This is a genomic window from Streptomyces sp. NPDC002817 (assembly GCF_053592055.1).
This window is the reverse complement of the sequence record NZ_JBSFUY010000040.1, coordinates 36,348-60,884: the sequence shown is the minus strand read 5'-3', so window position 1 is coordinate 60,884 and position 24,537 is coordinate 36,348. Positions and strand designations below refer to the sequence as shown.

General features: G+C 72.4%; 27 protein-coding genes. 10 read left to right on the top strand and 17 right to left on the bottom strand.

The window, feature by feature from the left end; translation table 11 throughout:
• Positions 1 to 63: 63 nt before the first annotated feature.
• Positions 64 to 1,230 (bottom strand): serine hydrolase domain-containing protein, encoded by a 1,167-nt coding sequence (locus ACWD3I_RS42735; protein ID WP_365411028.1) that lies wholly within the window; start codon positions 1,228 to 1,230, stop codon positions 64 to 66.
• 99 nt (positions 1,231 to 1,329) lie between these two features.
• A complete protein-coding gene (locus tag ACWD3I_RS42730) occupies positions 1,330 to 2,298 on the bottom strand; it encodes an acetylxylan esterase (RefSeq protein WP_365411025.1) in 969 nt (322 codons plus the stop codon).
• A 100-nt stretch (positions 2,299 to 2,398) separates the two neighbouring features.
• On the opposite strand from ACWD3I_RS42730, the gene ACWD3I_RS42725 reads away from it, so the two are divergent.
• Positions 2,399 to 3,739 carry an 8-oxoguanine deaminase gene (locus ACWD3I_RS42725; protein WP_365411022.1) on the top strand — a complete coding sequence of 447 codons (1,341 nt, stop codon included), beginning with the start codon at positions 2,399 to 2,401 and terminating at the stop codon, positions 3,737 to 3,739.
• Positions 3,740 to 3,769: 30 nt separating this feature from the next.
• Here the strand turns inward: ACWD3I_RS42725 and ACWD3I_RS42720 are convergent, their stop codons facing one another.
• From ACWD3I_RS42720 to ACWD3I_RS42710, 3 genes are all read right to left on the bottom strand, one after another.
• Entirely contained in the window at positions 3,770 to 4,357 is a 588-nt protein-coding gene (locus ACWD3I_RS42720; RefSeq protein ID WP_451084344.1) for an Rv1733c family protein, read from the bottom strand.
• Positions 4,358 to 4,476: 119 nt separating this feature from the next.
• Positions 4,477 to 5,235: a ferredoxin reductase gene (locus tag ACWD3I_RS42715; protein WP_365409514.1), complete on the bottom strand. Its 759-nt coding sequence runs from the start codon at positions 5,233 to 5,235 to the stop codon at positions 4,477 to 4,479.
• A gap of 7 nt (positions 5,236 to 5,242) precedes the next feature.
• Complete coding sequence (locus ACWD3I_RS42710) at positions 5,243 to 5,848, bottom strand: sulfite oxidase-like oxidoreductase (protein ID WP_365409511.1); 606 nt, start codon at positions 5,846 to 5,848, stop codon at positions 5,243 to 5,245.
• A 151-nt stretch (positions 5,849 to 5,999) separates the two neighbouring features.
• On the opposite strand from ACWD3I_RS42710, the gene ACWD3I_RS42705 reads away from it, so the two are divergent.
• Positions 6,000 to 6,926, top strand: a complete 927-nt coding sequence (locus ACWD3I_RS42705; protein ID WP_365409508.1) for an NADP-dependent oxidoreductase — start codon at positions 6,000 to 6,002, stop codon at positions 6,924 to 6,926.
• Positions 6,923 to 7,660, top strand: coding sequence for a GNAT family N-acetyltransferase (locus tag ACWD3I_RS42700; protein WP_365409505.1), 738 nt, complete (start codon positions 6,923 to 6,925; stop codon positions 7,658 to 7,660). The genes ACWD3I_RS42705 and ACWD3I_RS42700 overlap by 4 nt, the downstream gene beginning before the upstream one ends.
• 3 nt (positions 7,661 to 7,663) lie before the next feature.
• Here the strand turns inward: ACWD3I_RS42700 and ACWD3I_RS42695 are convergent, their stop codons facing one another.
• Positions 7,664 to 8,059, bottom strand: coding sequence for a MarR family winged helix-turn-helix transcriptional regulator (locus ACWD3I_RS42695; protein WP_451084345.1), 396 nt, complete (start codon positions 8,057 to 8,059; stop codon positions 7,664 to 7,666).
• Positions 8,060 to 8,192: 133 nt separating this feature from the next.
• Here ACWD3I_RS42695 and ACWD3I_RS42690 point away from each other — a divergent pair, with 133 nt between their 5' ends.
• Entirely contained in the window at positions 8,193 to 8,978 is a 786-nt protein-coding gene (locus ACWD3I_RS42690) for a putative protein N(5)-glutamine methyltransferase (RefSeq protein WP_365409500.1), read from the top strand.
• Here the strand turns inward: ACWD3I_RS42690 and ACWD3I_RS42685 are convergent.
• Both ACWD3I_RS42685 and ACWD3I_RS42680 read right to left on the bottom strand, forming a co-directional pair.
• On the bottom strand, positions 8,968 to 9,642 hold the full coding sequence (locus ACWD3I_RS42685) for a hypothetical protein (RefSeq protein WP_365409497.1): 675 nt from the start codon (positions 9,640 to 9,642) through the stop codon (positions 8,968 to 8,970). The genes ACWD3I_RS42690 and ACWD3I_RS42685 overlap by 11 nt on opposite strands.
• 97 nt (positions 9,643 to 9,739) lie before the next feature.
• Positions 9,740 to 11,818: a SpoIIE family protein phosphatase gene (locus tag ACWD3I_RS42680; RefSeq protein WP_365409494.1), complete on the bottom strand. Its 2,079-nt coding sequence runs from the start codon at positions 11,816 to 11,818 to the stop codon at positions 9,740 to 9,742.
• Between the two features lie 524 nt (positions 11,819 to 12,342).
• Here ACWD3I_RS42680 and ACWD3I_RS42675 point away from each other — a divergent pair.
• Entirely contained in the window at positions 12,343 to 12,705 is a 363-nt protein-coding gene (locus tag ACWD3I_RS42675; RefSeq protein ID WP_365409491.1) for a hypothetical protein, read from the top strand.
• Positions 12,706 to 12,716: 11 nt separating this feature from the next.
• Here the strand turns inward: ACWD3I_RS42675 and ACWD3I_RS42670 are convergent, their stop codons facing one another.
• On the bottom strand, positions 12,717 to 13,895 hold the full coding sequence (locus tag ACWD3I_RS42670; RefSeq protein WP_365409488.1) for a M20 family metallopeptidase: 1,179 nt from the start codon (positions 13,893 to 13,895) through the stop codon (positions 12,717 to 12,719).
• Between the two features lie 117 nt (positions 13,896 to 14,012).
• Here ACWD3I_RS42670 and ACWD3I_RS42665 point away from each other — a divergent pair, with 117 nt between their 5' ends.
• Positions 14,013 to 16,028 (top strand): NADPH-dependent 2,4-dienoyl-CoA reductase, encoded by a 2,016-nt coding sequence (locus ACWD3I_RS42665; protein WP_365409485.1) that lies wholly within the window; start codon positions 14,013 to 14,015, stop codon positions 16,026 to 16,028.
• Positions 16,029 to 16,051: 23 nt separating this feature from the next.
• The gene (locus ACWD3I_RS42660; RefSeq protein ID WP_365409482.1) at positions 16,052 to 16,600 is read left to right on the top strand and encodes a PadR family transcriptional regulator; all 549 of its coding nucleotides are present in this window, start codon (positions 16,052 to 16,054) and stop codon (positions 16,598 to 16,600) included.
• On the opposite strand, the gene ACWD3I_RS42655 is transcribed toward ACWD3I_RS42660, so the two are convergent.
• Both ACWD3I_RS42655 and ACWD3I_RS42650 read right to left on the bottom strand, forming a co-directional pair.
• Positions 16,588 to 17,112, bottom strand: coding sequence for a hypothetical protein (locus ACWD3I_RS42655; RefSeq protein WP_365409479.1), 525 nt, complete (start codon positions 17,110 to 17,112; stop codon positions 16,588 to 16,590). The genes ACWD3I_RS42660 and ACWD3I_RS42655 overlap by 13 nt on opposite strands.
• Positions 17,113 to 17,278: 166 nt before the next feature.
• Entirely contained in the window at positions 17,279 to 18,256 is a 978-nt protein-coding gene (locus ACWD3I_RS42650; RefSeq protein ID WP_365409475.1) for a fibronectin type III domain-containing protein, read from the bottom strand.
• A gap of 380 nt (positions 18,257 to 18,636) precedes the next feature.
• On the opposite strand from ACWD3I_RS42650, the gene ACWD3I_RS42645 reads away from it, so the two are divergent.
• On the top strand, positions 18,637 to 19,338 hold the full coding sequence (locus ACWD3I_RS42645; protein WP_365409472.1) for a glycoside hydrolase family 75 protein: 702 nt from the start codon (positions 18,637 to 18,639) through the stop codon (positions 19,336 to 19,338).
• Positions 19,339 to 19,350: 12 nt separating this feature from the next.
• Here ACWD3I_RS42645 and ACWD3I_RS42640 read toward each other — a convergent pair whose 3' ends face one another.
• Positions 19,351 to 20,112, bottom strand: a complete 762-nt coding sequence (locus ACWD3I_RS42640) for an SDR family NAD(P)-dependent oxidoreductase (RefSeq protein WP_365409469.1) — start codon at positions 20,110 to 20,112, stop codon at positions 19,351 to 19,353.
• A 131-nt stretch (positions 20,113 to 20,243) separates the two neighbouring features.
• Between ACWD3I_RS42640 and ACWD3I_RS42635 the strand changes: the two genes are divergently transcribed.
• Positions 20,244 to 20,882 (top strand): TetR/AcrR family transcriptional regulator, encoded by a 639-nt coding sequence (locus tag ACWD3I_RS42635; RefSeq protein ID WP_365409466.1) that lies wholly within the window; start codon positions 20,244 to 20,246, stop codon positions 20,880 to 20,882.
• A gap of 58 nt (positions 20,883 to 20,940) precedes the next feature.
• On the opposite strand, the gene ACWD3I_RS42630 is transcribed toward ACWD3I_RS42635, so the two are convergent.
• The 4 genes from ACWD3I_RS42630 to ACWD3I_RS42615 all read right to left on the bottom strand — a co-directional run bounded on the left by ACWD3I_RS42630 (position 20,941) and on the right by ACWD3I_RS42615 (position 23,453).
• A complete protein-coding gene (locus ACWD3I_RS42630) occupies positions 20,941 to 21,351 on the bottom strand; it encodes a PTS-dependent dihydroxyacetone kinase phosphotransferase subunit DhaM (protein WP_365409464.1) in 411 nt (136 codons plus the stop codon).
• Positions 21,344 to 21,943, bottom strand: a complete 600-nt coding sequence (dhaL, locus tag ACWD3I_RS42625) for a dihydroxyacetone kinase subunit DhaL (protein WP_365409461.1) — start codon at positions 21,941 to 21,943, stop codon at positions 21,344 to 21,346. The genes ACWD3I_RS42630 and dhaL overlap by 8 nt, the downstream gene beginning before the upstream one ends.
• Before the next feature lie 45 nt (positions 21,944 to 21,988).
• Positions 21,989 to 22,981, bottom strand: a complete 993-nt coding sequence (dhaK, locus tag ACWD3I_RS42620) for a dihydroxyacetone kinase subunit DhaK (RefSeq protein ID WP_365409458.1) — start codon at positions 22,979 to 22,981, stop codon at positions 21,989 to 21,991.
• 106 nt (positions 22,982 to 23,087) lie between these two features.
• A complete protein-coding gene (locus ACWD3I_RS42615; protein ID WP_365409455.1) occupies positions 23,088 to 23,453 on the bottom strand; it encodes a DUF6479 family protein in 366 nt (121 codons plus the stop codon).
• Positions 23,454 to 23,558: 105 nt separating this feature from the next.
• On the opposite strand from ACWD3I_RS42615, the gene ACWD3I_RS42610 reads away from it, so the two are divergent.
• Positions 23,559 to 23,930, top strand: coding sequence for a ferredoxin (locus ACWD3I_RS42610; protein WP_365409452.1), 372 nt, complete (start codon positions 23,559 to 23,561; stop codon positions 23,928 to 23,930).
• Positions 23,931 to 23,948: 18 nt separating this feature from the next.
• Here ACWD3I_RS42610 and ACWD3I_RS42605 read toward each other — a convergent pair whose 3' ends face one another.
• Complete coding sequence (locus ACWD3I_RS42605) at positions 23,949 to 24,515, bottom strand: histidine phosphatase family protein (protein ID WP_365409449.1); 567 nt, start codon at positions 24,513 to 24,515, stop codon at positions 23,949 to 23,951.
• Positions 24,516 to 24,537 lie beyond the last annotated feature (22 nt).

Sequence of the window (24,537 nt, the reverse complement as noted above, 5' to 3'; positions counted from 1 at the left end):
TAGCATTGGTCTAAACCACAAGGGAAGGGCGGCCTGTGGGATCGACCGAAACCGGCCCACCCGTCACAGGGCCTCGTAGAGGGCGTCGATCAGCGCCATCTTCCGCGGGTCGTCGGCGATATGAGGCCCCATCCGGTTCATGACGTAACCGAGCGACACCTCCGCCTCGGGGTCGGCCAGCCCGCAGGAGCCACCGAACCCGTCGTGCCCGAAGGCCCGGGGATTGGGCCCGTACGACGTGTTCGCCCCGCTGAGCCACAACCCCAGCCCGATCTCGGTCTCGCTCTCGAAACCGGCGCCCAGCACCAGGTCCCGGCAGCTGCCCTGTCCCTCGCGCACCCGCTCGGCCGCCTCGGGCGACAGGATGCGACGGCCGTCCCACGTGCCACGTCCCGCGAAGACGCCGTACAGCTGGGACACGGCACGGGCGGTCCCGTGGCCGTTGGCGGCGGGGATCTCGGCGGCCCGCCACTCGGGTGTGTTCGCCTCGGTCGCACCGGCCGGCGGGTTGGCCAGCGCGGCCAGCGCGAGGGGCGCCAACTGGCTGAAGATCGCGGCCTGTTCACTGCTCGACGCGGCCGGCGGATGGACCAGCTCGGCCGCGCGCCCGTACTCCTTCTCCGGCAGCCCCACGGTGAAGTCGATGCCGAGCGGCCCGGTCACCTCCCGCTCCAGGAAGGCTCCCGGAAGCAGCCCCGACACCCGCCGCACCACCTCGCCGACCAGGAAGCCGTACGTCAGCGCGTGGTACCCGGACCGCGAGCCCGGCTCCCACCAGGGCTCCGTCTCCGCGAGCCGCCGCGTGGTCAACTCCCAGTCGTAGAGCTGCTCCAGTGAGTGCGGCTCCCGCGGCCCGGACAGCCCCGCCCGATGCGACAACAGATGCCGTACGAGCACGTTCTCCTTGCCCGCCGCGGCGAACTCGGGCCAGTACCCGGCCACCGGCGCGTCGAAGTCCAGCAGTCCCCGGTCGGCGAGGATGTGCGCGCACAGGGCCACGGGCCCCTTCGAGGTCGACCACACATTGACCAGCGTGTCCCGCTCCCACGCCCGCGTGCGCGCGGCGTCCGCCCACCCGCCCCACAGATCCACCACGGTCCGCCCGCCGACCGTGACGGCGACCGCAGCCCCCAGCTCGCCCCGCTCCCGGAAGTTCTCCTCGAACGCGACACGCACCGCCGCGAAACGCTCGTCGCAGTGGCCCTGAACGTGGGCTTCGTGCTCGGACATGGCTGGCCTCCGTCGTCCGCCGACAACCCGGACCGCGACACTGCGGTCCGGGCCCGATGAACGTACCGACTGGTCGGACTGGAGGGAAGACCCGGTTCCTCAGGCGTACGAGCGCAGCCAGCGCAACTTGAGCGCCTGCTGGTAGGGGCCGCCGCCCTCGTGGTCGTTGAAGTCGTAGACCTCGATCTCCTTGTCGTCGTGCGCCCAGGCGTTGAACGCGGCGAAGACCGTGGACGGCGGGCAGGTCTGGTCCTCCAGGGCCGCCGAGAACAGGGCCGGGGCGCGGCCGCGGGCGGCGAAGTGGACGGCGTCGAAGTACGACAGGGTGCGCAGGGCGTCCTCGGTGCGGCCGCGGTGGGTCTTGAGGAACAGGCCGATCTCACGGTACGGGTGACGGTCTGTCAGAACCGCCGCCCGCGGGTAGTCGCAGAGGAACGGCACGTCCGGCGCGACGGCCACCAGGTCCGGGACCAGACCGCCCACGGCGATCGTGATGCCGCCGCCCTGGCTCGTGCCGAGCACGACCGTGCGGGAGGCGTCGGTCGCGGGATGCGAACGGGCCGCCTCGACGGCGCGCACCCCGTCCGTGAACACCCGGCGGTAGTAGTAGTTCTCGGGCGCGTCGATGCCGCGCGTCATGAAGCCGGGGTAGGCGGGCGCCCCGCCCACCGGATCCGCGGTGCCGCCGCCCCCGCCCCACGCGCTGCCCTGGCCGCGGGTGTCCATCACGAAGTGCGCCCGGCCCGTGGACGCCCACAGCAGATGCTCGTGCGGCAGCCCGCGCCCACCTCCGTACCCGATGAACTCCACGACCAGCGGCACCGGTTCGGCGGCCCCGGCGGGCAGCGTCAGCCAGCCCTTCACCGGGTGCCCGCCGAACCCCGCGAACGTGACGTCGTACACCTCGACGGTCGTCAGACCGGTGTCGACGAGTTCGAAACGGGCGTCCAGGTCGTGCCCACGGGCCTCCTGGAGGGTCTTGGACCAGAACGTGTCGAAGTCCTCGGGCTCGACGGACGCGCTGCGGTACTCGTGGAGCTCGTCGAGGGGGAGGTCGAACAGGGCCATGCAGGACCGCCTTTGAAGAGGGCCGGTGATGATCACACCGTACGTGTGACGTCGGACGACTCGCCAGGCCTTTGGCCGGTTACCTGTCTACGATGACGCCATGACGTCAGCCGTGGATCTGCTGGTCAAGGACGCCGAACTACTGGTCGTGGACGGGGATCGGGAGATCCGCGGCGGCTGGGTCGCCGTCGCCAATGGTCGGGTCACCGCCGTGGGTACTCCGGGAAGCGAACCCGAGGCCGCGACGACCGTCTCCGCGGCGGGACGGCTCGTCACCCCGGGCCTGGTCAACACGCACCATCACATCTACCAGAACCTCACCCGCTCCTACGCGCCCGCCGTGAACGGCACGCTCTTCTACCCGCTGTGGGCCGCCCTCGACGAGGAGGCCGCGTACGTCTCCGCGTACGTGGGGATGGCCGAGCTGCTCATGGGCGGCTGCACGACCTCCTCGGACCACCTCTACGTCCACCCCCGTCCACGCCTGGTCGACGCCGAGATCGGCGCCGCCCGCGACATCGGCTTCCGCTTCCACGCGACGCGCGGCTCGATGACCCGGTCCGTCGAGGACGGGGGACTGCCGCCGAGGAGCGTCACACAGAGCACGGACGAGGTGCTCGCCGACAGCGAGCGTCTGATCAAGGCCCACCACGACCCGGCACCGGGCGCCCTGATCCGCGTCGCGCTCGCCCCCTGCTCGCCGTTCTCGGTGACCAAGGAGGTCATGACGGCCACGGCCGAACTCGCCGAGCGCCACGACGTACGCCTCCACACCCACCTGGCCGAGGACCACGACGAGGACACGTACTGCCTGGAGACCTACGGCTGCCGGCCCGTGGAGTACTTCGAGGACTGCGGCTGGATGAGCGACCGGACCTGGGTCGCCCACTGCATCTACCCGAACGACGACGAGATGCGCCGCCTCGCGGCCGCGGGCGTCGGCGTGGCGCACTGCCCCAGCTCCAACATGCTGATCGGCGGCGGCACCGCCCGGGTGCGGGAGATGCGCGAACTCGGTCTGCCCGTCGGCATCGGCTGCGACGGCTCGGCCTCCACGGACCACGCCTCCCTCTGGATGGAGACCCGCAACGCCCTGCTGCTCGGCCGCTACCGTGGCGGCCCCGGTGCGATGACCGCGAGGGACGCCCTCGCCATGGCCACCCGTGGCTCGGCCCGCTGCCTCGGCCGTGATGAGGAGATCGGCCATCTGCGCCCCGGCGCCTGCGCCGACCTCGTCGTCTGGGACCTCCACGAGGTCGCCCTCGCGGGCGCGCTGAGCGACCCGGTGGAGGCCTGGCTGCGTTGCGGGCCCGCCCGGGCATGGACGACGGTGGTCGGCGGGCGGGTCCTCGTCGACCGCGGGGAACCGGTGCTGCCGGGGCTGGCGGGGGCGTTGCGGGACCACGGACGGATCGCCCGGCGGATGCAGGGGCTGGGCTGACGCAGGACCGCGGCCGCTCACGGGGACGGCTCACGCCCACCGCCACCGCGACCACTCCGGCTCGGTGCGCGCCCACTCCTCCTCCCACTCCGCCAGCCGGTGCCGCGTGGCCACATGCCGTACGGCGGCACGGCCCAGGAGGATCAGAGCGGCCGCGCCGCCCGTGGCGCAGGCGCCCATGGTGAGGGTGTGCTGCCAGACGGAGAAGCCGTCCGGGGGCGGCTTGACGTTACGGCCCCGGGAGTCGAACCACACCTCGACCACCTCACCGTCGCGCGTACCGCCCGGGACCCGCGCCGTGGCGGTCCGCTCGCTGCCGCCCGGCTCCGTCCAGCGGACAGTCGTGAGGTACGTGTGCTGTCGGGCGCCCTGCATCGTCGGCGGCGAGCCGGGATCCACGCCGACCACCTCGGCCCGCACGCTGTGCCGCTCGGCACGCTGGGACGCCGCCGTCGCCTGCGCCTCGGAACGGGCCCACCCGGCCGCGACCACCCCGGCGAGCGGCGCACCCACGAGCAGCAGCACGGCGACGGCCAGCGCCGTCCACGCCTCGATGACATCCGACCGGCGCCGCAGCGGATTCCGCCGCCACCGCCAGCCGCGCACCCGGGTTCGCATGTCGACCTCCGCACCGCGTACGCCTGCGAGTGCCCGCACAGAACCAGTACCCGCCCACAGCCTCGCTGCACAGGGGTGCCCGGCAGTGTTGCCGTGAAACGGAGGGATGGCCGCGAGGGTCAGCCGAACCGTTCGATCCGGATCCGCTCCACCGGCTGTCCCGCAGCGACCAGCAACCGCGACGCATGCTCCGCGAAGGCATTGGAGCCGCACACATAGGCCTCCCACCCACCGGGAGGCTGCTCGGCCAGGAGCGGCGCCACATGTGCGGCCGCCATACGTCCCACCGGCGCCCCCTGCGGTGCCCTGCGAGTGAAGACGGGTGTCGTCTCGGCGTCGAACTCACCCGCGTAGATGAGCTCCTCGGGACTGCGCGCCGACACCAGCAGCCGCAGCGGTACGGACAGGCCCTGTGCCCGGTGGTGCCGCACCATCGACATCAGCGGGACGACCCCGGAGCCGGCGCCGATCAGCAGCGCGGGCCGGTCGCCGGGCCAGGCGAAGAAGCCGCTGAGGGGGCCGCGCACCTCGACCTCGTCACCGGGCTTGGCGACCGTGTGGAACCAGCCCGACACCTCGCCGCCCTCGACAAGGTCCAGGGTCAGTTCGATGTGCCCCGCATCCTCGGGCGCGGACGCGATCGAGTAGTGGCGCTGGGCCACATAGCCGTCCTCGGCGGTCAGCCGCAGCATCAGATGCTGACCGGGCAGATGCCCCGCCCAGGCGGGCACCGCGAACCGGAAGGTGGCGGCGTGCGGAGTCTCCCGGCGGATCTCGGTGAGCGTGGCGGTCTGCCACAGCGCGGCGGCCCGGTTGCTCACGGCGATGCGCCCGGGCACGGCGAACCGCGTCGGCGGAGTGAAGGAAGGCGCTTCCATGGCCCGCTCAGTCACCGGAGTACCTCTGCTCCTCCCACGGGTTGCCCCGCGCGTGATAGCCGTTCTGCTCCCAGAACCCCGGCTCGTCCCGGTCGAGGAGCCGCAGGCCCGCGATCCACTTGGCGCTCTTCCAGAAGTACAGGTGCGGTACGAGCAGCCGCGCCGGCCCTCCGTGCTCGGGGGACAGCGGCTGCCCGTCGAACTCCCACGCGATCCACGCCTTGCCGCCGGTCACGTCGGCCAGCGGCAGGTTGGTGGTGTAGCCGGTGTGGGAGTAGGCCACGACATGGGTGGCGGACCCATGGGGGCGCACCGCGTCCAGGAACGCGTCCAGTGACACGCCCCCGAACCGCACCCCGAACTTCGACCAGCTCGTCACACAGTGGATGTCACCCTCGTACACCGAACCCGGCAGCGCGTGCGCCTCGTCCCAGTCCCAGGTGTGCGGTTCCTCGACCAGCCCGTCGACGCGGAAGGACCACTCGGCCGGCGACAGCTCCGGTGTGACCTCCGCGGACAGCACGGGCCAGTCGTCGCCCGCGTCGTACTGGCCGGGAGGCAGCCCGGTGTTGTGGACGCGGGGGCGTCCGGTGAAGCCTCGGGTGACGTTCATGGTTCAACCGTACGCTGTGGCCGGCGGTGCTCCGTCCCTGGTCAGGGCAGCGATCATTGCGGCCGTATGAACACTCCGCCGCCCTGGGAATAGCTGTTCGCCGATCTTCCTTCCGACTGGTGCCCGGCGCGAGCGAAGGAGAGTGGGAGCCATGCCCAAGGCGTACGTGTTCACGCGGTACGGCGGTCCGGAGACCGAGGCACTCGTCGAGGTCGAGCGGCCCGTGCCCGGCCCCGGACAGCTGCTGGTCGCCGTGCGTGTCGCAGGTGTGAATCCGGTCGACTGGAAGCTGCGGACCGGATACCGCCGGCCCACCGACACCGGCGAGCGCGTGTTCCCCGCCGTCCTCGGCAGCGAGGTCTCCGGTGTCGTCGAGGCGGTCGGTGACGGCGTCGACGGATTCGCCGCCGGGGACGAGGTCTTCGGCAACACCCTGACCGGCGGCTACGCCGAGTACACGCTGCTGCCCGTCGCCCTGGCCGCGCGCAAACCCGCCGGGCTGGCCTTCGCCGACGCCGCGACCCTGCCCGTGGCCGCCGCGACGGCGTACGACGGGGTGCGCCAACTGGACCTGCCCGCGGGGGCGACCCTGCTGGTCACCGGCGCGGGCGGCGGGGTCGGTGCCGCGGCCGTACAGATCGCCCGGGCGCTCGGAATCCGCGTGGTGGGCGTCGCGAGCGCGGGCAAGAAGGACTTCGTCGAGTCGCTGGGCGCCGTCCACGTCCCGTCGGGACCGGGCTGGTCCGACCGGGCGCGGGCGGCGGCTCCGGACCGCATCGACGGGGTCTACGACCTCGTCGGCGGCGAGGTGCTGACCGAGGCGGCGAAGCTGCTGACCGACCGGACGAAACTGATCACCGCGGGGGCGTCGGAGCAGGACGTGGAGCGGCTGGGCGGCGCCCGGGTGACCCGGGCCCGTAGCTCCGCCGTACTGGACGCCGTGGCGCGGTTGGTGGTGAAGGGCGATCTGGACCCGCAGGTCGTGCAGCGGTTCCCGCTCGCCGAGGCCGGGGATGCGTTGCGCACCGTCGAGGACGGTCATGCGCGCGGCAAGGTCGTGATCGAGGTCGCCGGATGAGCCACGGCACGAGGTCGGCGGGCACGCCCCGTCCCGGCATACCCCACATCCTCGACAACCCCGCGCTCGCCTCCCTGACGGGGCCGCACGCGCACTTCGCCGAGCGTCGCGGACGCGTCGTGCGCTACCCGCTGGACGTGTCGCCCTGGCTGGCGCTGCCCGACGAGCCGGACGCCGACGACTGGGCCGATCTCGCGGCGCTCGCGGGTCCCGGCGCCGAGGTCCCGCTGCCCGGCTACCGGGGCGAGGTGCCGGACGGCTGGGAGATCACGGCCCGCATCGACGGCGTACAGCTCGTCGACGACGGGGTGGCCGCCGCACCGGAACCGGAAGCCCTGCGTCTCGGCCCCGCCGACGTGCCCGAGATCCTCGACCTGGTCGAGCGCACCCGGCCCGGCCCCTTCCTGCCGCGCACCATCGAGATGGGTACCTACCTGGGCATACGTCGGGAGGGTGCCCTCGTGGCCATGGCGGGGGAGCGGCTCCACCCGCCCGGGTGGACCGAGATCAGCGCGGTCTGCACCGACCCCGCCTTCCGCGGCGAGGGCCTGGCGACCCGGCTGATCCACGCCGTCGCGTACGGCATCAGGGAGCGCGGTGAGACGCCGTTCCTGCACACGGCTGCGGGGAACACCGGCGCGATCCGGCTGTACCAGTCCCTGGGCTTCCGGCTCCGTCGTCAGACCGCGTTCGCCGCCGCACGGGCCCCGGAACGGCTGGTGGCCGTGTCCTAGCGTTCAGTCCTCCTGCGGGCCCGTCCAGGCGTTGTACCGCACGAGGTAGTCGGCGAACCGCGCGAGATCCTCCTCCGGCCAGTTCGCGAGCCGCTCCCGGAACGCGGCCCGGCGGCTCACGGTGACCTGGGCGAGGATCTGCCTGCCGGTCTCCGTCAGATGCAGTACCTGGACACGGTGGTCCTCCGGGTCCTGGCGCCGCTCGACGAGCGCGGCGCGTTCCAGCGCGGCCACCTGGCGGCTGACGGTGGACTTGTCGAGGGCGTAGTGCGCGGCGAGGTCGGTGGCCCGGCAGCCGTCGCGCTCCTCCAGGTGCCCGAGCAGCGTGTACGAGACCAGCGACAGCTCGGGGTGCATACGGCCCGCCGAGGCCCGGGCCCGCCGGGCGAAGATCGTCATCTCGCGCTGGATGCTCTCGACGGCCTCGGTTGCGTCCACGGGACCTCCTCCACGGTTCTGGTTGCATAGTACAACTTGGGGAGTTGTGCATGCCGACCATGGGAGATCGTGAGCGGGTAGGGTTGCTGCTTCCATGACTTCCACTTCTGCCTCCTCGCGCGACTCCGTCGTGGCGGCACTGCGCGCCGCGGGCTGTGTCTTCGCCGAGGACGAGGCCCGGTTGCTCCTCGCCGCCGCCCGCACCCCGGACGAACTCACGGCGATGGTGGACCGCCGCGCCGGCGGCGCCCCCCTCGAACTCGTCGTCGGCTGGGCCGAGTTCCGCGGGCTGCGGATCGCCGTGGAACCCGGGGTCTTCGTGCCCCGCCGCCGCACCGAGTTCCTGGTCGAACAGGCCCTGGCCCACGCCCCGGACGCCTCCGTCGTCGTGGACCTGTGCTGTGGCTCGGGCGCCGTGGGAGCGGCCCTCGCCGACGCGCTCGGCGGCGCCGAACTGCACGCCGCCGACATCGACCCGGCCGCGGTGGACTGCGCGGGCCGCAACATCGCCCCCTTCGGTGGCCATGTCCACGCGGGCGACCTCTACGAGGCGCTGCCCGAGCGACTGCGCGGCCGCGTCGACATCCTCGCGGCGAACGTGCCGTACGTCCCCTCCGACGAGGTCGCGTTGCTGCCCGCCGAGGCACGCGAACACGAGCCGCTGGTCGCCCTGGACGGGGGCAGCGACGGTCTGGACGTGCTGCGCAGGGTCGCCGCCGAGGCGCCCAAGTGGCTTGCGCCCGGCGGCTGTCTGCTCGTCGAGACGAGCGAACGACAGGCCTCCACGGCCGTCGACGCCTTCGCCCGCGGTGGACTGACAGCGCGGGTGGTCGTCTCCGAGGAGTGGTACGCCAACGTCGTGATCGGCGTCAGGTCGTAGCGCCGTCGCCGGAAGGGCTCGGCTCGGGCCGCTCGCGGTGGCCGTGGCCCGGGAGCCCGTCGCGCCAGTTCTCGGGACCCTTGCGCTCCCAGGTGCCGGCGACGGCACGGGAGGCCGTCCGGGTGCCGCCGTCGGACCGCGTACCGGCCACGTAGACCGTCTCGTCCCGCTTCAGGTCGTCGGCCCCGGAACCCTTGGCGCCCTCACGCAGGACGGTCGTGTCCGCGTTCACGGTCCACGTCCACTCGGCCCCGTCCTCGCTCTTGACGGTCACCTCGTCGCCGTCCACCTTCTCGACGGTGCCGCGCTGCCACACCCGGACGACCCACTCGCCGGTGTCCCGGTCCTTGACGGTCGTCTCGCCGTGCACGGCCTCGCCACCGGCGCCGAACCTCCAGCCGGGCCCGCGCCGTTCACCCGGTGCGTGCGGGGAGGAGGACGGCGAGCCGGAGGCGGCGGGCGTCGCCCCGCCGTCCGAACCCGACGAGGTGGCGGCGTAGGCGACCACCGTGCCGCCGAGGGTGAGGGCCGCGACCGCGGCCGCCGCGGTCACCGCCCGTGCGCGCACGGACCGACGTCGCCAGCGGTCTCGTAGCGGAGTGTCCTCGCCCGGCCCGACGAGTACCTCGGGCGGTGTCGCTTCCTGATCCGGACCGTGCGTCATGGCTCGCTCCCACCCGGCATTCCGATGCCACGCCTTGCTGAGATTGTGATGGGCGGCCGATAAGAGGCGGGTAACGAGTTCCTGTGAATCGGGAAGGTCAACTCGGCGTCTGGGCGCGGGCGATGAGCAGTGCCACGTCGTCGGAGTTGTCCGGCTGGTGCAGCGTGCGCAGCAGCAGGTCGCACACCTCCTCCAGCGGGCGGTCGGGGCCGTCGAGCAGGTCCAGGAGCGCGTCCAGGCGTTCGTCGAGGGGGTGTTGGCGGGTCTCGACGAGACCGTCCGTGTAGAACACCAGCCGGTCGCCGGGTTCCAGGTCGACGGTCGTGGTGGAGAAGGCGACCCCGCCCACGCCCAGCGGGGCCCCGGTGGGCAGGTCGAGGAGTTCCGGCTTGCGCCCCGCGCGCAGGCGGACGGGCGGCAGGTGGCCGGCGTTGGCGATCCGGCACTGGCGCAGATGCGGGTCGTGGATGGCGTAGACGCAGGTGGCGATGGAGTCCTTGAGGTCCTGGGTGATCCGGTCGAGGTGCTCCAGGAGCCGGGCCGGTTCCAGGTCCAGGGAGGCCAGGGTGTTCGTCGCGGTGCGCAGCCGGCCCATGGTCGCGGCGGCGTTGATGCCGCTGCCCATCACGTCGCCCACGACCAGCGCGGTCTTGCAGCCGTCGAGGGGGATCACGTCGAACCAGTCGCCCCCGACCTCGGCGGTCGCTCCCGCCGGCTGGTAGCGGGAGGCGACCTCCAGGCCGCCCGTCACCGGCGGATGGCTGGGCAGCAGACTGCGCTGCAGGGTCAGGGCGGTGTCGCGGGCGTTCTGGTACCAGCGGGCGTTGTCGATCTGCACGGCCGCGCGGGCCGCCAGCTCCCGGGCCAGCAGCAGGTCGTCCTCGCTGAAGGGCAGCGGGTTGCGGGTGCGTTTGAGGTCGAGGGCGCCGAGCACCTCGCCGCGCGCGATCAGCGGCACGGCCAGATACGAGTGGACGCCCGCGCGGGCCAGCTGTCCCGCCGCCTCGGGGGAGCGGGCGATGCGGGGCAGGTCGGCCTCCTCGACCTCGGCCACCATGACCGGCCGGCCCGTGCGCACGCACTCGGTGACGAGACGGTCGGCGCCGTACCGGGCGACCTGTCCGGGCGGGTCGGCGGCGCTGAGGGCCTCCGAGGGGTGGTCCGCCTGGACGGCGAGGGCACGGATCACGGCCGGCTCGGTGGGGCCGAGGATGCTGCGCCTGCCCTCCACCACCGCGTCCAGCAGATCCACGGCGGCGATGTCGGCGAGCTCCGGCACGGCGACGTCGGCCAGCTCACGGGCCGTGCGGTCCAGCTCCAGAGTGGTGCCGATCCGGGCGGAGGCGTCCGCGATGACCGCCAGGCGCCGCCGGGCCGCCTCCGCGGCTTCGGCCGCCCGGTGCTGCTCGGTGATGTCCACGACCGAGGCGGCGACGCCCAGCACGGTGCCGACCGCGTCCTCCAGCCGGTACAGCGAGATCGACCAGGCATGGTCCTCGTCCGGGTCGGCCGGGGTGCGGCCCAGGGTGTGCTGGTCGACGAGCGGGCGACCGGTCTCCAGTACCCCGCGTGCCGCGGCCTCGACGCCGTCGACGTCGATCTGCGGCAGGACCTCGCCCATGGTCCGGCCGATGTGCTCCTCGGCCGTGACGCCGTTGAGCCGTTCGAGTGCCGGGTTGACCGAGACGTACCGCAGATCGGTGTCCAGGACGGCGAGCCCGATGGGGGACTGGGAGATCATCCGCGTCGACAGCGCCACGTCCCGTTCCAGGCCGCGCACGGTGTTCTGGTCGGCCGCGAGCCCCAGCGCGTACACGTCCCCGCGGTCGTCGAGGAGCCGCATGTTGCGGAACTCCACCAGCCGCGTGCTGCCGTCCTTGCGCCGGATCGGAAAGGCACCGGCCCAGCCCTCGCCCGTGGCCATGACGTCGGCGAACAGCTTGACGACCAGGTCGAGGTACTGCTCATGAACCATGATCCGGGCGGCGAACTGCCCCAGTGCCTCGCGTGCCGAGTAGCCGAACAGCTCCTCGGCCTGCGGACTCCACAGCACGATCTTCCCCTCCGCGTCCAGGACCACCGAGGCCACACCGAGCACGTCGAGCAGCCCGCTGGGCCGCACCGCCCCGCGCACCGGCCCGTCGCCCTCGGCGACCGGAGACCCGGTTGCACTCATCGCACGCACCGCCTTCGACCGTCCACACGGCACGTCGTCCCCCGTGCCGACTCCCCTGTTGTACCGCGCTCAACCGTCGCCGGAGCGCCTCTGGCGCCCTCTTCCACCATCCCTCAACACGCCGGAGAGCGTCCGGCGACGTTAGCAGTACGCCGCCTCCCCTTTTTGGTCTGTACATGACTACGAAGCCCGGCCGGACTGTCCGCCGAGCACGCCCACCCCCACAGAGGAGTCGCCTGCCATGGCGGCGCGCCCGGCAACGTTGTCACGCCGTCCTCTGCGCCGCCCCACCCGCGTCGGCCGCCGACACCTGGACCGAGGTCGGCTCGGACCGCGCCGACCCCCTCACCGAGAGCCAGGGCCTGACCTCGGTCGAGGTCCCGGCCGGCAGCGCCAGCCGCCACACCGGGATCGGCACCAGTCTTCACTGGTCCTGTCGGCACAGTGGTGCTTTTCTGGGGATGTGGCGCGGTTCGCGGGGAACCCGTGGGTACCGCGCCACCGCCACGAGAGGAGCCGTCGTGATGGACCGATCGCATGAGGAGCCCGTCTCCATCGAGATCAGCGGATGCAGCAAGGAGGACGCCCGGATCGTGTTCGACACGCTGTCCACGTGCTTCGAGTCCGACCGGGGTGCCGACGAGGTGCCGCAGCAGCTTCACGAGACGCGGCCCATGGTGTGGCTCGGGACGTTCGAGGTCACCGACACGCACGAGTGTCCGCCGCCCGCGAGGCTGTCGTCCTCCGTCGAGGCCGACGCGCAGGGTGGCTACTGGGCGATCGAGCGGTTGCGCACCACGCTGGACTCCATGTTCACGGTGCGTGATCTGTCGTCGGCGTCCGGGGATCAGGAGCGGGAGCTGCACGTTCGTCTGGAGAGCCGCTGAGTGTGGCGTTGTCAGTTGTCTGCGGGGCGGTGAGGGCTGATCGCGCGGTTCCCCGCGCCCCTTTGGGGCGCGAGTAGGTGCCGTACGGCCTCCCGGTACACGGCGTGAACTGTCCGCAGGTCCGCCAGGCAGGCCCGTTCGTCCGTGCCGTGCAGGCCCTCGTACCGCACGCCGAAACCCGCCGTGGCCGGGATGCCTTCCGCCGCCAGCAGGTTGCCGATGTTCGACGGGCCCGCCGTCTTCGCCCGGACCGTCAGCCCCGCACGGGTGGCCGCGTCCAGGAGCGCGGCGGCGGGCTGCTCGTGCTCGGCGAGACGGAAGGGTGGCCAGGAGGCCACCGGAGTGACCGTGGCCGGTGTGCCCAGCTCTGCCGCCGCCGCGCGCACCAGGGCTTCCGCCGCCCGGGCGTCGAAGGTGGGCGTCGTGCGGATGTCCACGCCAACCTCGCAGCGGTCCGGCACCACCGAGAAGCCCTCGCCGCCCCGGATCGAGGTCACCGTCAGCTTCGGCGGCAACGGGAACTCCCCGTGGGCGCCCGGTAGTTCGCTCTCCTCCAGGAGCCGTACGAGCCGCGCCGCAAGGGACACCGCACCCGGCGTCGTACGCCTCGACCCCGAGTGCCCCGACTCCGCGTGCACCGCGATCGTCGCCCGCCAGAACCCCCGCCCGCCGACCACCACCTCATCCGGCCCGGGGTAGCCGATCATCACCCCCGCCGGACGCACCGCCGCCGGATCGGCCAGATAGGCGCGGGCGCCGCCGAAGCCGCCGGTGTGCTCGTCGACGTCCAGCAGGACCGCGAGCCCGCCGCGGAACGTACGGCCGCGCAGCTTTGCCGCGATGTCGCAGAACATCGCCGCCGCGAGCTTGGAGTCGGCCGCTCCCCGCCCCCGCAGCCAGCCGTCCACGACGTCCCCGCAGTCCGGCGGGAACGACCAGGCGCCCTCGTCGCCGTAGGGGGCGGTGTCCACGCAGGCGTCCAGCGCCCACCACGGTCCGGGCAGGCCGCCCGAGACCTCCACCAGCAGGCCGGTGAGGCTGCCCCCGTCGTCGTACAGGCGCCGATGCGGCAGCTCCCGCGTGGCCAGCCAGTCCTCCAGAACGCCCAGGACAGGGGCGTAGTCGTCGATTCCGCCGCGGCTCGGGCGGCGGATCAGCTGCTGGGCGAGTTCGACGATCTCCGCGGTCATGGGGCCACTGTGCCCGAGGGTGTCCCGTGTCACGCGTCCTCGATTATGCAACTAGTTGCATAAAGCCCCCGCCGTCCTCTACAACAGAAGTCACGACACCCGCGCACGGAGGGCCCCATGAGCCGTTACCCGCACCTGCTGAGCCCGCTGGACCTGGGCTTCACCACGCTGCCCAACCGGGTCCTCATGGGCTCCATGCACGTCGGCCTTGAGGAGGCCGAGCGCGGCTTCGAGCGGATGGCGGCGTTCTACGCGGCACGCGCGCGTGGGGGAGTGGGCCTGATCGTCACCGGCGGTATCGCGCCCAACGAGGCGGGACGGCCCTACGACGGCGGCGCGAAGCTCACCACCGAGGCGGAGGCCGAGCAGCACCGGGAGATCACCGAGGCGGTGCACCGCGAGGGCGGCCGCATCGCGATGCAGATCCTGCACTTCGGCCGGTACGCCTACCACGAGGGCCTCGTCGCGCCGAGCCCGATCCAGGCGCCGATCAGCTGGTTCCCGCCCCGTGAGCTCACCGACGCCGAGATCGAGCAGACCATCGACGACTACGCCCGCGCCGCCACTCTGGCCAAGCAGGCCGGTTACGACGGTGTCGAGATCATGGGCTCCGAGGGTTACCTCATCAACGAGTTCATCGCCACGCAGACCAACCGACGCACCGACCGCTGGGGCGGGTCGTACGAGAACCGCATGCGGTTCCCCGTCGAGATCGTGCGGCGGGTGCGCGAGGCCGTCGGCGAGGACTTCATCATCATCTATCGCCTGTCCATGCTGGATCTCGTCCCCGGTGGCTCCACCCACGACGAGGTCGTCACGCTCGCCAAGGCCGTCGAGGCGGTCGGCGCGACCATCATCAACACCGGCATCGGCTGGCACGAGGCCCGTATCCCCACCATCGCCACGTCGGTGCCGCGCGGCGCCTACACCTGGGTGACCAAGAAGCTCATGGGCGAGGTCGGCATCCCCCTCGTCACCACCAACCGCATCAACACTCCCGAAGTCGCCGAGGAGTTGCTCGCCGACGGGTACGCGGACATGGTGTCCATGGCCCGCCCGATGCTCGCCGACCCCGACTTCGTCACCAAGGCCGCGGCCGGCAAGCCCGAGGCCATCAACACCTGCATCGGCTGCAACCAGGCCTGCCTCGACCACACCTTCAGCGGTCAGATCACCTCCTGCCTGGTCAACCCGCGCGCCTGCCACGAGACCGAGCTGGTGCTGTCGCCGACCCGGCTGCGCAAGCGGGTCGCGGTCGTGGGCGCGGGCCCCGCGGGACTGGCCTGTGCCGTCTCGGCGGCCGAGCGCGGTCATGACGTGACGCTCTTCGACGCCGCGGGCGAGATCGGCGGCCAGCTCAACGTCGCCCGCCAGGTCCCCGGCAAGCAGGAGTTCGACGAGACCATCCGCTACTTCCGCCACCAGCTCGACTGGCACGACATCGACGTACGGCTGAACACCTGGGTCGCCGCCGAGGACCTCTCCGCCTTCGACGAGGTCGTCGTCGCCACCGGCGTCATCCCGCGCACCCCCGACATCCCCGGTGTCGACCACCCGAGCGTCGTCGGCTACCTCGACGTCCTGCGCGACCGCGTTCCCGTCGGCCGGCGGGTCGCCGTCCTCGGCGCGGGCGGCATCGGCTTCGACGTCGCCGAGTTCCTCACCGACGGCGGCGACAAGGCGCACGAGGACCCGGCGACGTACTTCCGGCTCTGGGGCGTCGACATGGACCACACCGGCCCCGGCGGACTCGCCGCCCCCGAGCGCCCCGCCCCGCCGCGCACCGTGCATCTGCTCCAGCGCAAGACCACCAAGGTCGGCGCGGGGCTCGGCAAGACCACCGGCTGGATCCACCGGACCGAACTCAAGCACCGCGGCGTCACCATGGTCCCGGGCGTGCGCTACGACCGGATCGACGACGCCGGACTCCATGTCACCGTCGGCGAGGAGAGCACCGTCCTGGAGGTCGACACCATCGTCCTGTGCACCGGACAGGAGCCGCGCCGCGACCTGTACGAGGCACTGGTCGCCGCCGGTGTCGGAGCCCACCTCATCGGCGGTGCCGACGTGGCCGCCGAACTGGACGCCAAGCGGGCCATCAAGCAGGGCACCGAGGTAGCGGCCGCCCTCTAGGGGGCCGTCCCTAGGATGACTCCATGTCACTCCCGCACGCGATTCTCACCGCCCTGCTGGAACGGCCGTCCTCGGGGCTGGAGCTGACCCGCCGTTTCGACAAGTCGATCGGCTACTTCTGGTCGGCGACGCATCAGCAGATCTATCGCGAGCTGGGAAAACTCGAGGCGGAGGGCCACATCCGGGCCCTGGCACCGGAGCAGCCGGCGCGTGGGCAGAAGAAGCGGTACGAGGTGCTGCCGGCGGGCCGGGACGAACTGGCCCGCTGGACCGCCGCGTCCCAGGACCCCAAGCAGTACCGCGACAGCCTGTTTCTGCGGCTGCGGTCGGCAGCCGTGGTCGGCACCGAGGGCATCGAGGCCGATCTGCGCCGCCATCTGGAGGTGCACGGCAAGCTGCTGGCCGAGTACGAGAAGATCGAGAAGCGGGACTTCCCGCCCGGGAAGGACAGCCCGCAGGACCGGTTGCAGCACCTGATCCTGCGGGCGGGGATCGATCTGGAGACCTTCTGGACGCGGTGGCTCACCCACGCGCTGGAGGAGTTCGCCGAGCTGCCCGATCAGAGCCGGTAGGGCTTGGCGCGACGGCGCAGGAACCAGGCCGCCGCGATACCGCCGATCCCGACGAGGGCGGCGCCGGCACCGAGGGTGAGCGGACCGTAGTCCTTGGCGGCACCGCCGAGGCCGCCCATGACGCCGCGCGACGGGGAGGCGGTGGCGGAGATCGTGGGGGTGGTCGTCGTCGAGACGATGACCGACTGGGTGCCCGCCGTGCTGTTGTTCGAGCACATGACGATGACGGTGTAGGTACCGGGGCTCACGTTCGACCAGGCGGCCGACTGCAGGGAAGTCGTCCCCGACAGCGTCACCTGACGGCCCTGGGCGAAGTTCGCCTGGCTGCTGTTCAGGAGCGAGGCGGTGCCCCAGCTCCCGTTGACCTGGGTGCAGGCACTGGTCGTGACGGACACCGTGGATCCGGTGGTGCTGACGGAAATCCCCGAAGCCGCGACCGCCGGTACGGCGGCCAGCGCGATGGCGGCGGCAGCGGTCAGGCCGGAGCGGAGGAGAAGCTGAGTAGTACGCATGGACTGCCCTCCGGCGGCACGGTTGGCGGTACATCCGTAGCGCCGCCGAGGTCGGGAATCACCCGTGCGCCTCAGGGGCAGCCAATGTGCCCGCGGCCCGGCGCGCACCCGGACCGCCTCCGGGCAGGTGACGGATTCCTTCGTACGGCCCAGACGTGAGGTGCCGTCACGGCTTCCCGGCGGCGGTCGTCACCGTCCGCTCCGCCGAGAATCCGCCCCAGGTCCCGTCGGGCAGCCTGGCCCGGATCCGCACCCGATGGGTGACCCCGGCATCCCGGCCCACATAGAAGTCGTACGTCGCCCGGCCGCTCGGCGGGTTCCCGCCGAACACCAGGGAGGTGGCCGGACGGCCGTCCAGGTGGACCTGGTACTCCGTGACCACGCCGTCCGCGCGGGGCGGGATCCAGGAGAGGTCGAGGTAGTACGCCCCGTCGTCGCCGAGACGCGTCGTCGCGCGGAAGTCGGTGGGTGCCGTGCCGCGACCGTCGTCGGCGCCCGGCGCGGTGGTGAGGCGGACGGTGTCGCTCGCCGGCGAGACGTTGTCGGCCGCGTCCCGGGCGCGCACGGTGAAGGCGTAGCGGGTACCCGGCCGCAGCCCCGTCACCACCGTCGCCGTCTGGTTCCCGCCCACGCTGTGGATCTTCGTGGCGCCCTGATGGATGTCGTACGACAGCACACGCCGGTCGTCCGAGGACGCGGACCAGGACAGCTGTACGGCCCGGCTGCCGATCACCCGGCCCCGCGGCCTCCCGGGTGCCGTCGGCGCCGAACCGTCCGCCGTCACGGCCGCCGGCGTGGTGGTGCGGACCTCCCGGCTGCTCGGGCCCACCTGCCCGTCGGTGTCCCGAGCCCGCACGGTGAAGACGTATGTGGTGGACGGCCTGAGCCTGGTGACGTCCACCATGTGCTGGGAACCCGGTACCTCCTTCACTTTCGTGGTGCCGCGATACACCTCGTAGGCCTTGACGTCCCCGTCGGCGGCGTTCCACATGACGTGCACGCTGGTCGCGCTGCCGGCCGCGGCGGTGATGCCCACGGGCGCCGCGGGGAGCCGGCGGGTCTCGCCGTCACCGCTCCAGGCGCAGGAGGCGAGGAGCGTGAGCACCCCGCAGAGCATTCCGCGGAGGGCGAGGGCACGGCGCATGGGACGGCCTCCCCGGGACGGTATTGGTCCGGACCAATATGACGCCGTCGGTGGGAGAACATCAAGAGGGCCGTCGTGGGTGACCGGACGGAACGGTTACGTATGCTGAAGCTCCTCACGGTCGAACTCCCCTTGAGGGATCGGGAGTTCGTGCCGTTGGCGCGGGCCGCTGTCGTCGCTGTTCCCGCGCCGGACGCGGGCGGCCGGGCGGCCGGAGCCGACGTGGGCTCAGGCGCCCGGCCCCTGTCGGCAGTTCGGGGACATGTGCCGCCGGCCATGGGGTGTGCACCGTCCGGCCCCCTATCGGTGGCCGCTTGATCGGAACAGCAGCAGATTTGGCTGAGTGTCCGTCAATGTCCCCCAGGAGAGGGTCCCTCATCGTGCGTGTCCAGTCACTGACGCTGGCCGCGGCAGGCGCCGCCCTGCTCGCCGCTCCGACGATGTCGCCCGCTGTCGAGCCGACGGCCCGGCAGGAGCCGGTGGCCGCTCGGCACGAGGGCGACGTCCGTGCCGCCGACCTCCTGGCCAAGGTGCGTGACTGCACCCAGGTCTCCCGCGGCCGCTACCGCAGCGACGACGGCCGGCCCGCGACCATCCCCGTCTGCGGCACCCGGGAGGCCGTCTTCTGGAAGGCGGACATGGACATCGACTGCGACGGACAGCGGGGCCTGCGCTGCAACCGCGGTACCGACCCGGCCTTCACCGACGCCACCGCCTACCAGCAGTCCAACGGCCGCCAGCTGAACGCCGAACGCCTCCCGTACATCGTCGTGCCCACCCCGAGCACCGTCTGGGACTACCGCGCGAGCGGCGTCCGCGGCGGCTCGGTCGCCGCCGTCATCTACCGGGACCGGGTGCAGTACGCGGTGGTCGGCGACGTGGGTCCGCGCAACATCATCGGTGAGGCCTCCTACGCCAGCGCCGAGGCGCTCGGCATCGACCCCGACCCGCGCGGCGGCGGCACTGCCTCCGGGGTCACCTACATCGTCTTCAAGGACTCGCAGGTGAAACCCATCGAGGACCATGCCGCCGCCATCGCCACGGGGGAGCGGCTCGCGCGCCTCTTCGTGCGCGGCAGCTGAGCTCCGGCAGCGTCAGACCGCCGACCAGCCGTCGTCGACCGGCAGGACCACGCCGTTGATGTTGCTCGCCGCGTCCGAGGCGAGGAAGACGATCGCGGCGGCCTGCTCCTCGGGCCGGGCGAGTCTGCCGACGTTGACGAAGTGCGGGCCGAGCGCCGCGGGGCCGTGCGCCTCGCGGTCGGCGTCCACCACGATCCCGGTCGCGGTGCCGCCCGGCGCGATGGCGTTCGCCCGGATGCCCTGCTTGCGGTACATGACGGCCAGGGACTTGGTCAGCCCGACGACGCCGTGCTTCGAGGCGGTGTACGCCGCGCCCGCCGCGCTGCCGCGCAGCCCTGCCTCGGAGGCGGTGTTGACGACCGCGCCCCTGCCCGCCGCCAGCATGTGCGGCAGCACCGCGCGCGTGAGCAGGAACGGGGCGGTCAGGTTGACCCGGATGACCCGCTCCCACTCGGCGTCGTCCACGTCCGCAAGGGCCGACATCCGGTCCATGATCCCGGCGTTGTTCACCAGCACGTCCACGCCGCCGAAGCGCTCCACCGCGGTCGCGGCCACCTGGTCGACGACGGCCTGGTCGCTCAGGTCCCCGGTGACGGCCACGGCGGTGCCGCCCGCCTCCTCGATCTCCTTGACGACCGTCCGAGCGCCCTCGGCGTTGAGATCCGCGACCAGGACCTTGGCGCCCTCGGCGGCGAAGGCCAAGGCGGCGGCGCGCCCGATGCCCGAGCTCGCTCCGGTGACGATCACGCTGCGTCCGTCGAGTCCAGTGGCCATGGCAGTTCCTGTCTGTGCGGTGCGAGGGCGGTGTACCCGGTGGGGGCTCACTCTACGACTTAATGTCTGTGAGTGACAGAAACTCGTGGTGGAGAATTCCGGGAGACCGATCACCGGAGCCGGAGGACCACATGACCGCAGCCAGCGGACGTACCGGACGACCGCCCCTCACCGAGGAGCGCAAGGCCGAGACCCGGCTGGAGATCGCCCGGGCCGCGGTGGAGCTGTTCGTCGGCCAGGGCGTCGCGGCGACCACCGGCGAGCAGATCGGCCAGGCGGTCGGCGTCTCGGCACGCACCGTCTGGCGCTACTTCCCGAGCAAGGAGAGCTGCGTCCAGCCGCTGTTCACGGCCGGCATCGACGTCATCGCCGCCTGTCTGCGGGAGTGGCCCCCCGGGCAGCCCCTGGAGGAGCTCCTCGACCGGCGCCTCGCGGCCGACCCCGCCTTCGTCGCGGGACCGGAACGGGCCACGGTGGGCTCACTGGTCCGCCTCACCCGCACCGAGCCGGGCCTGCGCGCCGTATGGCTCCAGACGTACGACGAGGCCGAGCCGGCGTTCGCCCGCGCCCTCGCCGAGCGGGCCGGGCTGCCGGCGGACGATCTGCGGCCCACCGTCCAGGCCGCGATGTTCAACGCGGCCCTGCGGTCGGCGGTGGAGCACTACGCCTGGCGTCCGGCGGAGGCGGAGGCCGACCGGGCGAGGGCGGAGGCGGACCTGGCGGCGACGATGCGCTCCGCCCTCGCGGTCGTGGCGGAGGGGCTCGCCTGAGTTCAGGCGGCGGTAGAGGTACGCCTGAGTCAGGGCTGCGGTAGCGGTACGCGTGGGTTCAGGTCTTGCGGTAGGTGTACGCTTCCGCGGCAGCCGCCTCCACCGTCGCCAGGTCGGCGCCCGTCGCCGCGGTGACCACCGCCGCCACCGCGCCCTCCACGAACGGAGCGTCCACCAGGCGGGTGTTGTCCGGGAGCTCGTCGCCCTCGGCGAGCAGCGCCTTCACGGTGAGCACCGCGCTGCCGAGATCGGTCAGGACCGCGACCCCGGCACCGCGGTCCACCGAGGCGGCGGCCGCGGCGATGAGCTCCGAGCTCGTGCCCAGCTCGCCGCCCTCGGTGCCGCCCGCCGGGGCGACGGGTACCGCGACACCACGGCCCGCCAGCCCCTTGGCGAGCTCCGCCACCGAAGCGGCCACGTCCGCGCTGTGCGAGACCAGCACGATCCCGACGAGCCCGCCGTCACTCACCGTCGGCCTCCACGAGCCCGGCGATCAGCAGTGAGGCCGAGGTGGCCCCGGGATCCTGATGCCCGATGCTGCGCTCACCGAGATAGCTCGCCCGCCCCTTGCGTGCCTGCAACGGCGTCGTCGCCAGCGCGCCCTCCTCGGCGGCGGCCCGTGCCGCGACGAAGCCGTCGCCGAGCGCGTCCACAGCCGGCACCAACGCGTCGATCATGGTCTTGTCGCCGGGCGAGGCACCACCCAGCGCCATCACCGCGTCCACCCCGGCCCGCAGCGCCTCGGCGAACCGGTCCTCACTCACCTCCGCGTCCTCCCCGAGCGCCTTGCCGGTCCGCCGCAGCAGCGTGCCGTACAGCGGCCCGGACGCCCCGCCGACCGTGGAGATGAGCTGGCGTCCGGCGAGCGTCAGCACCGCACCCGGCGTACCCGGCGTCTCCTTCTCCAGCACCGCCGTCACGGCGCGGAACCCCCGCAGCAGATTGCTGCCGTGGTCGGCGTCCCCGATGGGCGAGTCGAGGTCCGTCAGCCGTTCCGCCTCACGTTCGACGGACGCGGCGGTCGCTGTCATCCAACGGCGGAAGAAGTCGGCGTCGAGCACTGGATCTCCTTGCGTGGTAGGTACGTTGACTGCGTTGCCGCCCGCTCACATGCCCCAGCGCAGCCCCGCGGTCTTGACCGGCTCGTCCCACAGTCGCAGCAGCTCCTCGTCGATCTGGCACAGGCTGACCGAGGCGCCCGCCATGTCGAGGGAGGTGACGTAGTTGCCGACCAGCGTGCGGGCCACGGCCACGCCCCGGGCGGTGAGCACGCGCATCACCTCGGCGTTGAACCCGTACAGCTCCAGCAGCGGGGTCGCGCCCATGCCGTTGACCAGCAGCAGGACCGGGTTGCGCGGGTTCATGTCCTCCAGGATCGCGTTCACCGCGAAGTCGGCGATCTCGCCCGAGGTCATCATCGACCGCCGCTCCCGGCCCGGTTCGCCATGGATGCCGATGCCCAGCTCCAGCTCCCCGTCGGGCAGGTCGAAGGTGGGGCTGCCCTTGGCGTATGTGGTGCACGCGCTCAGCGCGACGCCGAAGCTGCGGGAGTTCTCGTTGACCTGGCGGGCGATCGCCTCCACCCGCTCCAGCGGCCGGCCCTCCTCCGCCGCGGCGCCCGCGATCTTCTCCACGAACAGGGTGGCGCCCGTGCCGCGCCGGCCGGCCGTGTACAGGCTGTCGGTGACCGCCACGTCATCGTTGACCAGCACCTTGGCGACCTGGACGCCCTCGTCCTCGGCGAGTTCGGCGGCCATGTCGAAGTTGAGGACGTCACCCGTGTAGTTCTTCACGATGAACAGCACGCCGGCCCCGCTGTCCACGGCGGCCGCCGCCCGCACCATCTGGTCCGGGACCGGGGACGTGAACACCTCACCGGGGCACGCCGCCGACAGCATGCCGGGGCCCACGAAACCACCGTGCAGCGGCTCGTGCCCCGAGCCGCCGCCGGAGATCAGCCCGACCTTGCCGGCCACGGGGGCGTCCCGCCGTACGATCACGCGGTTCTCGACATCGACGGTGAGTTCTGGATGGGCGGCCGCCAGGCCTCGCAGGGCGTCCGCGACAACGCTCTCCGGGACATTGATCAACATCTTCATGAGGACCTCCTGGTGACCGAAAGGCTGCTCCTGGCAGTATCGGTGTTCAGAAGGCGCGGGTCACGGGGGCGGGCTGGTCCCGGGTGCGTCATACGGCGTGCGGGGGTCAGCGGCCGCCGGGTCCGCCGCTGCCGAAGGAACCGCCGCTCCCCTCGCTCCACCGGGGCCGTTCCTTCTCCGGGCCGGTCCGGGTGGGGGAATTGCCGAACGCGGGCGACTGGTGCGGGGTCGTCCGGCGATCGCTCCGGGGCACCTCGTCGGGCTCCCGGTTCTCCACGACCTCACGGACGGGGCCGCCCTCCGGCAGCCGTGGCTGCTCCTCGGGGGTCGGCGGGGGCAGCTCGCGGCGCCGTAGGCGGGCACCCAGCCAGAAGGCACCGATCAGCAGCGTCACGACCACGACACCCGCGACGATCAGTCCGACGCCGAGGGCGCCGCGGCCCGCGGCCACGTCCATCCATGCGGTAGTCATGGCACGCGAGTACCCCTGGCGTCCCGCATGAACCGAAACGGATAAACGGGCCGCACCCCCGGGAACACCGGGTTTGACACGATCCACCGGGGCTACCCGCGCGGTGTGACAACGACGACGCAGCAGGAGCTCTTCCGATTCCTGGAGGACCGCTTCGCGTGTGCGCAGGCGTGCACCGAGTGCGCCCGGGCGTGCGCGCTGCGGGCGAGCCTCGTGGATCCGGACGGGACCGAGCAACAGGAACTCGTACGACGCAAGGGCATCATGTGCGCGGAGGTCTGCGACGCGACCTGCCGACTGCTGTCCGAGCAGAACCGCCTGGACGAGAACGGCATCCGCGTCCAGTTGGAGTGGTGCCGGACGGTGTGCCTGGAGACCGCGCACGCCTTCGACGGACTGCCGGGCGGCGAAGAGGGCGCGAAGGCCTGCCGGACGTGCGCACAGGCCTGCACGGACTTCATGGCCACACTGCACTGACCAGGGGCGGCCGCAGCCTCAGCCGAGGGTGTGTCCCAGGCGTAGGTTCCAGCGCCCCGCCCTGCCGCTGAGCTCGACCGCAGTCAGTGGCGGGACGTCCGTACGCCAGAACGCCGACTCCGGTGCGCCGAGCGCCCGGACGACCGCCGCGCGCACGATCTCGGGCTCGGCCACGGCGACGGTGCGCCCCTCCTCCTGGGCCGTCGTGTCCAGCCACGAGCCGACCCGGTCGCACACCGCGCGCACCGATTCGCCGCCGTGCGGCGCGGAGTCGGGGTCGGACAGCCAGCGCGCCAGCGATTCCGGCTCCTCGGCGCTCACCCCGGCCAGCGTCGAGCCGCGCCACCGTCCGGCGTCCAGAGCCGCCAGCAACACGGCGTCCGTGGCGTCGAGTCCGAGCGCGGCGGCCGTCTCGCGGCAGCGCACGGTGGGGGAGCAGACGACCTGGTCCGCCACCGGGAGCGAACCCACGGCGGCTTGGGCGAGGCGGCGGCCGGATGCGTCGAGAGAGCAGCCGTCATCGAATCGGGCCTCCCGGAGCGCCTTGGTGATCGCCGGTGAGATCAACGTCACTCGGCTCGTCATGCGCCCGTTCCCCCGCTCAACA

Coding starts and splice junctions, on each gene's coding strand:
- ACWD3I_RS42735 (WP_365411028.1), bottom strand. CDS start 1,230: ATGTCCGAGCACGAAGCCCACGTTCAGGGCCACTGCGACGAGCGTTTC.
- ACWD3I_RS42730 (WP_365411025.1), bottom strand. CDS start 2,298: ATGGCCCTGTTCGACCTCCCCCTCGACGAGCTCCACGAGTACCGCAGC.
- ACWD3I_RS42725 (WP_365411022.1), top strand. CDS start 2,399: ATGACGTCAGCCGTGGATCTGCTGGTCAAGGACGCCGAACTACTGGTC.
- ACWD3I_RS42720 (WP_451084344.1), bottom strand. CDS start 4,357: ATGCGAACCCGGGTGCGCGGCTGGCGGTGGCGGCGGAATCCGCTGCGG.
- ACWD3I_RS42715 (WP_365409514.1), bottom strand. CDS start 5,235: ATGGAAGCGCCTTCCTTCACTCCGCCGACGCGGTTCGCCGTGCCCGGG.
- ACWD3I_RS42710 (WP_365409511.1), bottom strand. CDS start 5,848: ATGAACGTCACCCGAGGCTTCACCGGACGCCCCCGCGTCCACAACACC.
- ACWD3I_RS42705 (WP_365409508.1), top strand. CDS start 6,000: ATGCCCAAGGCGTACGTGTTCACGCGGTACGGCGGTCCGGAGACCGAG.
- ACWD3I_RS42700 (WP_365409505.1), top strand. CDS start 6,923: ATGAGCCACGGCACGAGGTCGGCGGGCACGCCCCGTCCCGGCATACCC.
- ACWD3I_RS42695 (WP_451084345.1), bottom strand. CDS start 8,059: ATGACGATCTTCGCCCGGCGGGCCCGGGCCTCGGCGGGCCGTATGCAC.
- ACWD3I_RS42690 (WP_365409500.1), top strand. CDS start 8,193: ATGACTTCCACTTCTGCCTCCTCGCGCGACTCCGTCGTGGCGGCACTG.
- ACWD3I_RS42685 (WP_365409497.1), bottom strand. CDS start 9,642: ATGACGCACGGTCCGGATCAGGAAGCGACACCGCCCGAGGTACTCGTC.
- ACWD3I_RS42680 (WP_365409494.1), bottom strand. CDS start 11,818: ATGAGTGCAACCGGGTCTCCGGTCGCCGAGGGCGACGGGCCGGTGCGC.
- ACWD3I_RS42675 (WP_365409491.1), top strand. CDS start 12,343: ATGGACCGATCGCATGAGGAGCCCGTCTCCATCGAGATCAGCGGATGC.
- ACWD3I_RS42670 (WP_365409488.1), bottom strand. CDS start 13,895: ATGACCGCGGAGATCGTCGAACTCGCCCAGCAGCTGATCCGCCGCCCG.
- ACWD3I_RS42665 (WP_365409485.1), top strand. CDS start 14,013: ATGAGCCGTTACCCGCACCTGCTGAGCCCGCTGGACCTGGGCTTCACC.
- ACWD3I_RS42660 (WP_365409482.1), top strand. CDS start 16,052: ATGTCACTCCCGCACGCGATTCTCACCGCCCTGCTGGAACGGCCGTCC.
- ACWD3I_RS42655 (WP_365409479.1), bottom strand. CDS start 17,112: ATGCGTACTACTCAGCTTCTCCTCCGCTCCGGCCTGACCGCTGCCGCC.
- ACWD3I_RS42650 (WP_365409475.1), bottom strand. CDS start 18,256: ATGCGCCGTGCCCTCGCCCTCCGCGGAATGCTCTGCGGGGTGCTCACG.
- ACWD3I_RS42640 (WP_365409469.1), bottom strand. CDS start 20,112: ATGGCCACTGGACTCGACGGACGCAGCGTGATCGTCACCGGAGCGAGC.
- ACWD3I_RS42635 (WP_365409466.1), top strand. CDS start 20,244: ATGACCGCAGCCAGCGGACGTACCGGACGACCGCCCCTCACCGAGGAG.
- dhaK (WP_365409458.1), bottom strand. CDS start 22,981: ATGAAGATGTTGATCAATGTCCCGGAGAGCGTTGTCGCGGACGCCCTG.
- ACWD3I_RS42615 (WP_365409455.1), bottom strand. CDS start 23,453: ATGACTACCGCATGGATGGACGTGGCCGCGGGCCGCGGCGCCCTCGGC.
- ACWD3I_RS42605 (WP_365409449.1), bottom strand. CDS start 24,515: ATGACGAGCCGAGTGACGTTGATCTCACCGGCGATCACCAAGGCGCTC.